Annotated in this window: 11 protein-coding genes; 4 read left to right on the top strand and 7 right to left on the bottom strand. The window is 43.3% G+C overall.

All coding sequences use genetic code 11. The annotated features are described in order from the left end of the window. Nucleotides 1–95: 95 nt before the first annotated feature. Nucleotides 96–1,475: a glycerol-3-phosphate transporter gene (gene glpT / locus AACW90_RS03475; protein ID WP_390230902.1), complete on the bottom strand. Its 1,380-nt coding sequence runs from the start codon at nt 1,473–1,475 to the stop codon at nt 96–98. 316 nt (nt 1,476–1,791) lie between these two features. On the opposite strand from glpT, the gene glpA reads away from it, so the two are divergent. From glpA to glpC, 3 genes are read left to right on the top strand one after another with little or no spacing between them, the layout of a single operon-like run. Next, nucleotides 1,792–3,438, top strand: coding sequence for an anaerobic glycerol-3-phosphate dehydrogenase subunit A (gene glpA / locus AACW90_RS03470; RefSeq protein WP_390230899.1), 1,647 nt, complete (start codon nt 1,792–1,794; stop codon nt 3,436–3,438). After that, nucleotides 3,438–4,766 (top strand): glycerol-3-phosphate dehydrogenase subunit GlpB, encoded by a 1,329-nt coding sequence (gene glpB, locus AACW90_RS03465; RefSeq protein ID WP_390230896.1) that lies wholly within the window; start codon nt 3,438–3,440, stop codon nt 4,764–4,766. The genes glpA and glpB overlap by 1 nt, the downstream gene beginning before the upstream one ends. After that, complete coding sequence (glpC, locus tag AACW90_RS03460) at nt 4,760–5,986, top strand: anaerobic glycerol-3-phosphate dehydrogenase subunit GlpC (RefSeq protein ID WP_390230893.1); 1,227 nt, start codon at nt 4,760–4,762, stop codon at nt 5,984–5,986. Before glpB ends, glpC begins: the two co-directional genes overlap by 7 nt. 82 nt (nt 5,987–6,068) lie before the next feature. On the opposite strand, the gene AACW90_RS03455 is transcribed toward glpC, so the two are convergent. Beyond that, the gene (locus tag AACW90_RS03455) at nt 6,069–6,281 is read right to left on the bottom strand and encodes an acetyltransferase (RefSeq protein ID WP_390230890.1); all 213 of its coding nucleotides are present in this window, start codon (nt 6,279–6,281) and stop codon (nt 6,069–6,071) included. A 133-nt stretch (nt 6,282–6,414) separates the two neighbouring features. Between AACW90_RS03455 and AACW90_RS03450 the strand changes: the two genes are divergently transcribed. Beyond that, a complete protein-coding gene (locus AACW90_RS03450; RefSeq protein WP_390230887.1) occupies nt 6,415–7,473 on the top strand; it encodes a cysteine synthase A in 1,059 nt (352 codons plus the stop codon). A gap of 6 nt (nt 7,474–7,479) precedes the next feature. Here the strand turns inward: AACW90_RS03450 and AACW90_RS03445 are convergent, their stop codons facing one another. The 5 genes from AACW90_RS03445 to AACW90_RS03425 form a co-directional block, all read right to left on the bottom strand. Continuing rightward, complete coding sequence (locus AACW90_RS03445) at nt 7,480–8,271, bottom strand: slipin family protein (RefSeq protein WP_390230884.1); 792 nt, start codon at nt 8,269–8,271, stop codon at nt 7,480–7,482. Next, a complete protein-coding gene (locus tag AACW90_RS03440) occupies nt 8,268–9,626 on the bottom strand; it encodes an NfeD family protein (protein ID WP_390230881.1) in 1,359 nt (452 codons plus the stop codon). The genes AACW90_RS03445 and AACW90_RS03440 overlap by 4 nt, the downstream gene beginning before the upstream one ends. Before the next feature lie 92 nt (nt 9,627–9,718). Continuing rightward, complete coding sequence (locus tag AACW90_RS03435) at nt 9,719–10,576, bottom strand: hypothetical protein (RefSeq protein WP_390230877.1); 858 nt, start codon at nt 10,574–10,576, stop codon at nt 9,719–9,721. Beyond that, on the bottom strand, nt 10,576–11,448 hold the full coding sequence (locus AACW90_RS03430) for an ABC transporter ATP-binding protein (RefSeq protein WP_390230874.1): 873 nt from the start codon (nt 11,446–11,448) through the stop codon (nt 10,576–10,578). Before AACW90_RS03430 ends, AACW90_RS03435 begins: the two co-directional genes overlap by 1 nt. Further along, the gene (locus AACW90_RS03425) at nt 11,445–11,834 is read right to left on the bottom strand and encodes a GntR family transcriptional regulator (protein WP_347998218.1); all 390 of its coding nucleotides are present in this window, start codon (nt 11,832–11,834) and stop codon (nt 11,445–11,447) included. Before AACW90_RS03425 ends, AACW90_RS03430 begins: the two co-directional genes overlap by 4 nt. Nucleotides 11,835–12,218 lie beyond the last annotated feature (384 nt).

Raw genomic sequence — 12,218 nt, 5'->3', positions numbered from 1 at the left:
GGGCCACAATAGCAAACTATTGTGGCCCTTTTTGATCGTAAGTAATATTTCGTATTGGAACCTAATTACACATCTAAGATTTTATCGAACAAACCTTATGCAGACGCTTCTGCGGCTTCCAATCTTTCTTTTTCATCTTTTTCTTTGTGGAATTTCTTCTCACCAAAGTACGCATATGCTAAGCAAAGGATAGATAAGCCACAAGACACGGTAAGTAATGTGAAACCACCATCCCAACCAAAGTGGTCAACGGTATAACCTAGAACCGCATTTGCCGCGACAGCACCACCAAGGTAACCGAATAGACCGGTGAGACCAGCTGCAGTACCCGCCGCCTTTTTAGGCGCAAGTTCAAGTGCATATAAACCAATCAACATTACTGGGCCATAAATTAGGAAGCCGATAGCAACAAGAGCTGCCATGTCGATGCCTGGGTTACCTGGAGGGTTGAACCAGTATACAAATACGGCAATAGTCACAAGAAGCATGAATAAGATACCTGCCGGAGCACGACGTCCCTTAAACATTTTATCCGAAATCCAGCCACACAAAAGCGTTCCTGGAATACCAGCCCACTCGTACAAGAAGTACGCCCAAGATGATTTATCGACACTAAATCCTTTTGCTTCTGAAAGATAGGTAGGAGCCCAGTCAAGAACACCATAACGGATCATATAAACAAAGGCGTTCGCGATAGCAATAGACCAAAGAAGCTTGTTGTTTAATACATACTTAAAGAAAATTTCTTTTGCCGTCATTTCTTTTTCGTTTGATTCATCGTAGCTATCTGGATAGTCATCCTTAAACTCTTCAATCGGGGGTAAGCCACAAGACTGAGGAGTATCGCGCATGGTAAACCAGACGAAGACAGCAACAAGAGACGCGAAGAAGGCCGGAACATAAAAAGCGGTATGCCAATCGTCGTTAAATAGCCACAAGCCCAGTATGAACAAAGGACCAATTAAACCACCACCGACATTGTGGGCTACATTCCATACAGAAACTAAGCTTCCACGTTCTTTACGAGACCACCAATGCACCATTGTTCGGCCACAAGCTGGCCAGCCCATACCTTGAAACCAACCGTTCAAGAATAGAAGAATAAACATTGCAGTTACGCTGCTTGTTGCCCATGGCATAAAGCCAAAGCAGAACATAACAGCGGCGGACATGAGCAGACCGAAACTCAAGAAGTACCTTGGGTTGGATCGGTCTGAAACGCTACCCATTAGAAATTTGGACAACCCGTATGCAATTGAAACAGCAGATAATGCCACACCCAATTGTCCACGGGTAAACCCTTGTTCGATCAAAAATGGCATTGCAAGGCTAAAGTTTTTTCGTACAAGGTAGTACCCAGCGTAACCAAAGAAGATACCCATAAACAGTTGCCATCTATGTCGGTTATAGCTGGCACCTATCTGGTCGTCAGGTAGACGCTCTATATGTGTTTTAGGTTTAAATACACCAAACATTATTATTTACCTATATTTTGAGTTATTAGACTTAAACGAACGTAAAATGTTCGAACGAGCAGATTATGGACAAATACAAAATAAAAGATGAGAGGTAGATTCACTTTATTTAATTCGCGCTTAAAAATAATAAAACTCTAGATACTGGTTCAATTCTTAGTGTTAACGACTAGTTTATCTATGATTAAAGTTATTAAAATCGTTACGGAAATATTACAAGGATAATAGTTGCAATGTTCACTCCTCTTTCATTAGAATGTAAACGAAAATAAAAAATGTTCGTTTAAACCATTGTTAACTTAATTTTGAGCGCGTTATGAATTCATATGTTCGATTTGAAACAGAAGTCGTTATCATCGGCGGAGGAGCAACAGGCACGGGCATCATGCGGGACTGTGCTTTACGCGGAATAAATTGCATATTATTAGAGAAAGACGATATCGCATCCGGTACCACAGGTAGAAACCATGGATTACTTCATTCTGGGGCACGATATGCGGTAACAGACCCTCATTCTGCAAAAGAGTGCATCCAGGAAAATCGAATCCTAAAATCTATCGCCCGACACTGTGTAGAGGATACGAGTGGTCTTTTTATCACTCTTCCAGAAGATGACATTGATTTTCAACAAACATTCATACGTGCATGTAGTGAAGCAGGAATAGAAACAGAACAGTTAACCACCCAAAAAGCGCTTCAGTTGGAGCCGCACGCCAACCCTAAAATGCTGGGGGCGGTAAAAGTGCCAGACGGCACACTTGATCCCTTCAGATTATGTGCCTCCAATGTGTTGGATGCTAAAGAGCATGGCGCTCAATTGTTCACTCATACCACGGTGACATCTCTGATTATTAAGGGCGACAGAGTAGTTGGTGTACGCTGTTTTAATTCGCAAAAACATGTTGCGTATGAAGTGTATGCAAACGAAGTCGTCAACGCGGCTGGCATATGGGGGCAGAACATATGTGAATACGCGGATCTTGGGATAAAAATGTTTCCGGCAAAAGGCTCGTTGCTTATCCTAGATTACAGGATTAACAATCTAGTCATTAACCGTTGTCGAAAGCCGTCAGACGCCGATATTTTGGTGCCGGGAGATACCATTTCCTTAATTGGAACAACGTCGGAACGTATTGATTATGACCAAATTGATAACCTTTCGATTAGGCCAGATGAAATAGACAGGCTTTTAGTTGAAGGAACAAAGCTTGCCCCTATCATGCAAAATACCCGTGTGTTAAGAGCTTACGCTGGCGTTCGTCCATTGGTTTCTCTAGACGGGGACGAGTCTGGACGAAATATCAGTCGTGGTATCGTGTTATTAGATCACGCGGAAAAAGACGGCTTAAACGGTTTTACTACCATCACTGGTGGCAAATTAATGACCTATCGCTTAATGGCTGAGCAAGTCACCGATGTCGTGGCGAAAAAATTAGGCAATACCAATACCTGTATTACAGCGAGTCGCCCGTTACCCGGTTCCAATACCACACCAAAACCAATCAAACGTAGTGCCAGCATTGCAAAACCAGTTTATGAGTCAGCGGTTTATCGTCACGGTGAAAGGGCTCACGCGTTTTTAAAGCCAGACAGTAAAAGCCAAGCCGTAATTTGTGAATGCGAAATGGTCACCGTTAGCGAGGTGGAATATGCAATTAAACAGCTTGATTGTAAGAATATAGAAGATCTACGCCGTCGCACCCGTTTGGGTATGGGACCATGTCAAGGTGAGCTATGTACCTACCGAGCGGCTGGATTATTTAATGAGTTTGGCGGTCTTAATGGCGTCGATAGTAGTCAACTATTGGTCGATTTTATGGAAGAGCGCTGGAAAGGAACAAAACCAATATTGTGGGGAGATGCATTGCGAGAAGCCGAATTCAGCTACTGGATCTATGAAGGTTTACTTGGCGCATCAGAGTTGACGTCTACTCACAACCCAGTTAAATCGGGAGAGTCATAATGAATTATGATGTCATCGTAATCGGTGGAGGAATGGCAGGGTACACCTCGGCTATTCATTGTTTAGAGCAAGGGTTGAAAACCGCGCTGGTGAATAACGGCCGAAGTGCATTGCATTTTTCATCTGGTTCGGTGGATTTACTCTCTGCTACGCCATCGGGCATCCCTGTACGTTTTCCTTATCCAACAATAGCCAATTTTCCATCAGAATACCCAGAGCACCCTTATGCAAAAATAGGACAAGAACACGTCTCTGGTGCCGTTGATTGGTTTACCGAGATGATGAACCGTGCAGGCGTATTGCTTAACCAAACAGAAAACAATGAAAATCATCAACGTATTACCACGTTGGGAACCTTAAAAAGTACCTTTCTTTCTCAACAATTCGTCGAACAGATTGGTTTTAATCAATCTCAAAATAGCTTCGATCGAATTGTATTGGTGGCGATTGAGTCGTTTCGTGATTTCCAGACTCAGGTTGTTGCAGACAACCTGCTTTCGACCCCAATGTTTAGTCGCACGCCTATTGTTCAATTACCCGTCGATGTATCGAACCACCTTAAAGGGGAAGGGTCGATAAACAACTATAGGTCGACAGATTTCGCCAAGCTGCTTAACAACGAAGCAAGCTTCAACGATTTCGCTAATCAGATAAAGGCAGGTGCGACCGACCGAGATCTTGTTATCATGCCGTCCATATTTGGCGCAATGCAAGGCGTGGAATTATTGCAGAAATTGAAAGCACGCACGGGCCTTACGTTTCATGAAGTAGCGACGATGCCGCCGTCATTAATGGGAATTCGACTAGAAGAAACGCTGGAAAGACATTTTGTCAAACTGGGTGGCGTGCAATTAAAAGGAGACAGCGTTGTTCGAGGCGAGTTCTCACAATCAGACCACGGTTTTCAGTTAGAAAAAGTGTGGACAAGAAACTTACGCGATTACGCACTAACCGCAGAGGCATTTGTTTTAGCGAGTGGAAGCTTTTTCAGTAATGGATTACAGGCCCAGCGAAACCGAATTATTGAACCGGTGTTTGGATTAGAGGTTTGTAATACCGGTCCAAGAGCAGATTGGCACAGCGACGCCTTTTTCTCACCGAGCTCTCATGAGTTCGTCTCATTTGGTGTAGAAACCGATCGTCATTTTCGACCGCGAATGACGAACGGTACCGTTGAGAATTTGTATTGCTGTGGGTCAATTTTGGCGCATTACAATCCGATATTAGAGGGGTCTGGTGGTGGGGTAGCGATAACTACTGCACATGCTGTCTCTAGTCAAATTATCTACAATAATAACCACGCTAAACTGGAGAAAACGGTATGTTAGAAGTAGCCAATGACACCAGTTTTGATCAATGTATTAAATGTACCGTTTGTACGGTGTACTGCCCGGTAGCAAAGGCAAACCCGTTGTTTCCTGGCCCCAAACAAGCCGGGCCAGATGGGGAACGGTTGCGACTTAAAGATCCTCAATACTTTGATGATGTACTTAAGTATTGCACCAACTGTAAACGGTGCGAAACCGCTTGTCCTTCTAATGTGCGAATAGGCGATATCATTGCCGTTGCCAGAGGGAAGTATGGAAAACTGTCAGCCAGCCCTAAAACAGTGAGAGATTTTGTTTTAAGTCATACCGACTTATTTGGTTCAATAGCCACCCCTTTTGCTCCTCTTGTTAACGCCGCAACAAGCATGCCCATCGTTAAGAAAGTTATGCACAAAACGGTTGGCGTACATGACCACAAATCACTTCCCAAATATTCTCATGGCACTTTTCGTCGTTGGTATAAAAAGCAGTGCCCTGACCAATCATCCTTTAAGCGTGGCGTCAGCTTTTTTCATGGTTGTTATGTCAACTACAACCATCCACAGCTGGGTAAAGATCTGATCACCGTTTTGAATGCGATGGATATCGGACTTCATCTGCTCGACGATGAAAAATGTTGCGGTGTGCCTTTGATTGCCAATGGTTTCCATAAAAAGGCACAGAAGAATGCTCAATTTAACGTTAAGCAGCTAGAAAACTCGGTTGAAACATATCAACGAGACATTGTTTCTACCTCATCTACCTGTGCATTTACACTTCAAAATGAGTATCCCCATGTATTGGGTGTCAACAATGAACGAGTGGTAGACCGTATACAGTTTATTACACGCTATTTATTGAAGGAATTTATGAATGGGAATACCCCAAAAATGAATCCCGTAAATAAGAAGGTGGTTTATCACACTCCGTGTCATCTCGAACGCAGTGGAAATACAATATTCACGATTGAACTACTTAGGGCGATACCGGGCTTAGAACTGATAGTATTGAACAGCGAATGTTGTGGTTCTGCTGGTACTTATGGGTTTAAAGAAGAAAACTACGAGGCATCTATGGAGATAGGCAGTGGGTTGTTCAACCAGATAGCCACTGCGGATGCCGATCTCGCTATCACTGATTGTGAAACCTGCAAATGGCAGATAGAAGAAAATACGGACTTAGAGTGTATTCACCCGGTATCGTTAATTGCCCAAGCGATAAAAGATGTGTCGCTATCTTGAGCTAGAAACGCCAAATTAACTTGCGTCCTATTGGGACGGTGAATAAATACCAAGCCTCTGAATCAGTGGCTTGGTATGATACTTATTTTGTTGCTCGGTAATTGGGATCAGTCCAGCAGCGAGGCAGTTCCTCACCAGACATAAACACCAAATCAGACTTTTTAAAAAATTCGGGGTCTTGCTCTTCCTGACCCGCTTGATACTGACCGACGACATTTTCGTGAAACAAACTCGTCAGATCTTTCGTTTCGACGATATCTATTAAATCGCCGCTGGCTCTTTCCTTCAAAAACATGTCATGCCCTCCTTTGAAAGCTATCACCTTTAAGTATATTACCCAAAGTGAGAATGTGTTCTATTATTATTTACCTTGACTAAATAAGCCGTAGATCTACGCTTATAATGAGTAAAATTAAAATGGAACCATTATGTCAATTGCCTCAATAGCAAATAGTGTTAGCGAACTGATTGGTAATACTGATCTTGTCAGAATTAATAGCCTTTCGGATATATCAGGTTGCGAGATTCTTTTAAAATGCGAACAACAGAACCCGGGAGGTTCAATTAAAGACAGAGCCGCACTGCAATTGGTTAAGGATGCGGTTGAGTCGGGGAAGTTAACACCGGGAATGACCATTGTTGAAGGGACGGCGGGCAATACGGGGATTGGTTTAGCACTGGTGGCTAAATCTCTTGGTTACTCTATGTTGGTGGTTATGCCCAAAGGACAGGCACAAGAAAAAGAACGGATGATTAAGCTGTATGGTGCCGAGCTGTTGTTGGTTGATCCTTGTCCATTCGCGGATCCAAACCATTTTTATCACACAGCAAAGCGATTAGGCGAAAAACATGACAATTATTGGTGGGCCGATCAGTTTGAGAACCTAAGCAATTATCGAGCGCATTACCTAAATACAGGGCCTGAAATATGGCGTCAAACGGCAGGGAAAATAGATGCGTTAGTGTCTGTGGTTGGAACGGGTGGAACGTTAGCCGGAAATTCTCATTACCTATCTGAACAGAACCCAAATTTGAAAACATGGTTAGTCGATCCAGACGGTTCCGGTATCTATTCCTTTCTGAAACATGGCCAATATACATCGAAGGGCAGCTCATTCACGGAAGGAATAGGGATCATGAGAACCGTGGAAAACTTTAGACAAGCAAAAATTAACCACGCCATCACCTTACCCGATCAAGACCTTGTCACCATCTCTCGTTTAGTGAGTCAACATGACGGTATTCTATTAGGCAGTAGCTCTGCACTCAATGTCGCCGGCGCGCTCTACGCGGCCGCTAAAATGGGAACGGGTAAGACAATCGTTACTTTTTGCTGTGACCTTGCCGAACGGTCATATTCAAAGTTATTTAACGAGGATTTTTTAAGTGAAAAGAAAATCGAGTTAAATAACGAGAATTTGCACGAGATATTTGCGCGGTATCGTGAGCACGACTTAAATCATATCGTCGATGTCGCAAAACCTTAGCGCGTGTTATTTCTTATCTTTATCCGACGAGTTACCTTTCTTAAACAAGCTGTCCATAAGGTCCATTGGCATTGGGAACAAAATGGTGGAGTTTTTCTCACTCGCAATCTCGGTTAACGTTTGTAAATAACGTAACAAAATAGCGTTGGGCTCGGCGGCGAGCTTAGTTGCTGCTTCGACCAATTTTTCAGACGCTTCCATTTCGCCAGATGCATGAATCACTTTTGCCCGCCGGGTTCTTTCGGCTTCGGCTTGTCTTGCGATAGCTCTTACCATGGTTTCATTTATATCGACATGCTTAATTTCAACGTTCGATACTTTTATTCCCCAGCCATCTGTTCTTGCATCCAGTATGGCTTGGATGTCGGTATTGAGCATCTCTCGATTCGCTAACATTTCATCCAGTTCATGCTGGCCCAATACCGACCTCAGGGTGGTTTGAGCGAGTTGAGAGGTCGCCTGCAAGAAATCTTCCACGTTGATAATGGCCTTTTGTGGGTCGACAACTCGAAAGTAGAGTACTGCGTTGACCCGAACAGATACGTTGTCCCTGCTGATGACATCTTGACTAGGAACATCCATCACAACGGTTCTTAGATCAACCCGTACAATTTGTTGAATGATCGGGATGACGATAATTAATCCTGGTCCTTTTACCTTTTCAAATCGACCCAGAAAGAAAATAACGCCTCTCTCATACTCCCGAAGCACATGAAATAAGTTAAAAGCAATGAAAGCAATTAATACAACAATAATAGCGGGGATTATCAATCCACTACTGAGTAGAGATTCCATCATTTTTTCTCCCTCCTTTGATCTTTTGTCACCAACAAAGTCAGACCATCTACGGCATTTATCGTGACTGTGTCACCTTTATGTAGCAGGTTGTCGGATTGGGCGGCCCATCGTTCGCCTCCGAATTGGACAAAGCCGTTACCATCAAAATTATCTTCTATCTCCACCTGGCTTCCAATCATAGATTCTAGGCCACTCACTACTTTTTTAGTTCTAAGTTTCCACAGTCGTTGCAGTACAAACAAGATAAGAATGGCGGTAGTAAATGCAATGCTGAAGATTAATTTTAATGAAATTTTAAGGTGCGGAACGTCACTATCAATAAGAAATACCGAGCCAAGAGTAAAGGCAATAATCCCACCAAAACCCAATAGACCAAAGCTTGGTATTAACGATTCGGCGATCATCAGAGCGATGCCAACTAGCATGAGGCCCATACCAACATAGTTAACCGGCAACATCTGAAATGCATACAGTGCTATCAGCAATGAGATAGCACCAGTAATCCCCGCAATACCAAATCCGGGGCTATAAAACTCCAGTAATATCCCATAAATACCAATGAGCATTAATATATAAGCGACGTTAGGATTAGTGATAGTGGAAAGAAACTGATTTCGCCAGTCCGGTTTTCTCTCTTCTAAAGTTGCTCCGGTCAAGTCCATAGTTTGTTGTTGTTTATTGACTTCTATCGTTTGGCCATCTAACCGTGTGATCAATGACGCCGGGCTATCGGCAATCAGGTTTATGACATTAAGTTCAAGCGCTTCTGTCGAGGAAAGCGTGGCGGCTTCTCTGACGGCTTTCTCTGCCCATTCAACGTTTCGGCCTCTTAGCTGCGCTAATGAGCGTATGTAAGCGATTGAATCATTTAGTACTTTTTTCTCCATCGCCGTTGGTTCACTCGGTTTGTCATCCGGTTCCTTCTTTCCCGTTGGCGCGCCGCCCATCATTACCGGAGTAGCGGCACCAAGTGTCGTTGCAGAAGACATGGCGGCGATATGGCAGGCATAAAGGATATAGGTCCCTGCACTTGCTGCGCGAGCACCAGACGGATAAACAAGACATAAAACAGGAATGTTCGACGAAAGGATTTGTTGGTTGATATCTCTTAAACTCGATACCAGCCCACCGGGGGTATCGATGACAATAATGACGGCAGGAGACGGGGTTTGATGGTTGGCGCGGCGAATTTCACTTGTGACATATTCACTTACAGCGGGACCGATAGCTCCACTGATTGTTATAACAGGAATTGTCTTTGCCAACACATCATTTGATTCAACAGTGTCAGCAAAAGACAAGTACGTAAACCCCAATAAACAACTCAAGGTTACTCTAATCACCCAACGACACATTTGACTTTTCCACAAAGAGAGTCATTAAAAGTGTAGTTCAACTATGGTTAAGTTGTAAATGTGATGACACAAATAGGGCGATAAGCTCGCGTTTATCGTTGGAAAAAAAGGCCTCTTAAAGATACTTCATTGGTTTTACTCAAAGATAAACTGGCGGCTAATGCCACCGCACCAAGTACGTAATAGATAGTGAGATGTACGACGCCAGCATTCAAAAAGCCAGACAACGGCTCCGGAGTAAATATCCTACCAGGTATCGCTAGAATGGTGTTGAAAAACGAGCTGACGCCATAAAACCCAAGAACGTACACAGACAGAAAATTGACCGCGAACCCAGCCAAGCCCATCACTAATAACGGTGAACTAACAAGCTGAGATGTCATTAGCGCCATTGTGGCGAGCGGTAAGAGTGCCAATGCGACTAATGTCATCCGAGCAAGGAAACTTAACCAATTAACAAGTGCATTGAAAATGGACTCTTGGCTGACCAATACAGCCAGTTGATTATCCGTAGCGATATTGAGTAACCACAACAGCAGGTTTGCATTGAGCACTAATACAGAACAGATAAGCGGGATAACTAATAAGCCAAAACCCAGTTTAACCGCGTGAGTCATTAGGTGAGAGACAGGCATACTACGCCAAAACATAGCGCTGCCTTCTTGACGCTCTTTTCGCAGAGTTTTTGGTAGGTAAAGCGTTGAAAGAAGCACCGAAATAACCCAAACCGAAGAAGCAATACCTAGGTTCAGATTAGACGAAAAATCAACCAGCATATCGCTTGATTGCCCACCAAATTGGACCTGATATGAGAGATTACCTTGTAAGTCAGAATTGGTCAGTAGCCCAACAAAAATCAATACAGTGCAAATGAGAATAAATATAGGTACACGAGTTACCAATTTATGCTCAATTAATTCTTTTTCCAGCATATAAATACTTGAATGCATTACGCTGTCTCCCTTTGTAGAGCAATAAAGATGTCGGCAAGGCTAGCACGATGAACGTCACCTAACCCGTTGACTTCTGGTAATCGGTCGCTTTTTAGCAACCACTTCACTGAACCTAATCCGATTTGGTGACTTAAAGGGTTTAGGGTAGAAATTTTATCGCTATGGATGTTGGCCGCATCAAGAATAAAGTAGGCCTCGCTGATGTTATCCATACTGTCTTGGAGTACGTTTTTGCCTTTCTTCAGGATAAGCACATCAGTCAGTAGATGTTCTATTTCTGATACCTCGTGGCTGGCAATAATCAGTGTGCGTTCGCCATCGTGAAACCATTCTAAGAGATGACGGTAGAAGGTATCTCGATAAAGAAGATCTAAGCCCAATGTTGGTTCATCCAAGATAAGGACGCTGGTGTTAGTGGCAATAACCACCGCCAGATGCAATTGCACCTTCATCCCTTTAGAGAGGCTTTCTATTTTGCTTGATAGCTCAATATTGGTATTCGATAGCGTCAGTTTGGCTTTTTCAATATCAAAACTTGGGTGGACACCGGATGTGTACTTAAGCAGTTGAGCGACACTCATCCAGCCCGGAAGTACATTTACATCAGAGATATAAGACAGATGTTCCATCAACTTCGCATGTTGGTTGATAGGTTGGCAGTCGTTTATGGTGATCTCACCTTTGTAGCGGTGTGCACCTAATAGGGCATTGATTAGCGTCGATTTTCCTGCGCCATTGTGACCAAGTAACCCCAATACTTGCCCCGCACAAAGCTCGAAACTGATATCGTGCAATGCGTCTTGTTGACCATCACTTTTTGGCTGATGGTAGTTTTTAGAAACGTGTTTAACACTGACTAAAGGTTTCATTTTTCACCTGTTGTATCTTGTTGTAATTTTTGAATACGCTGTAGCTGTTGGACAAACTCGTCGAGCGGCATGTCTATCTGCTGTAATGTTTGTGCAATTAGGGGCATTTGGCGTGTCATAAAATCAGATTTCTGTTTATTCTGTAGCATCTTCAAGGCGCCTTTTGCTACAAACATGCCTTGGCCTCGTTTCTTCTCAACTAAGCCGTCATCAACTAAAAGCTGATAGCCCTTCATAACAGTTAAGTGGTTAATCTTTAGCTCTGCAGCGACTGTCCTCACTGATGGCAGCGGTTGCTCTTCTAACCAGATTCCTTGCAAAATCTGCTCGGTAATCTGTTCACTTAACTGACGAAAAATAGGCTGATTATCTTGCCAATCGGTCATCATTACCTCTACGTGTGATTTTGGTTGGTGCTATATATGTGTATAACACTATACTTCCGAAAAATAATTGCAAGTATTTTGAGGTTTTTATTTGTGAATACTTATTGAGATACTGGAAAATCAGTAATTTATGTGGCCGGTCAGTATTCGTCGTTCCCGTGACAACGGGAATCTTGGTGAGTTTAGATCCCCATTTTCATGGGGATGACGAGCGGGAGCAAGGATGATAAATGGGAGCGAGGGTGATAAATGGGAGAGAGGATGATAAATGGCAGGGAGGATGATGAATCAAAGTGGGGGATTGCGAAAGTGGGGGGTGACAAAGGCAGTAAGGAAACACTCGTTGAGACTAAGGCAAATTTCCGTCGTTCCCGTGACAACGGG

The sequence above is a fragment of the Vibrio frigidus genome, assembly GCF_042465995.1.
Taxonomy (GTDB): domain Bacteria; phylum Pseudomonadota; class Gammaproteobacteria; order Enterobacterales; family Vibrionaceae; genus Vibrio.
This window is presented reverse-complemented; position numbering and strand designations above follow the sequence as displayed.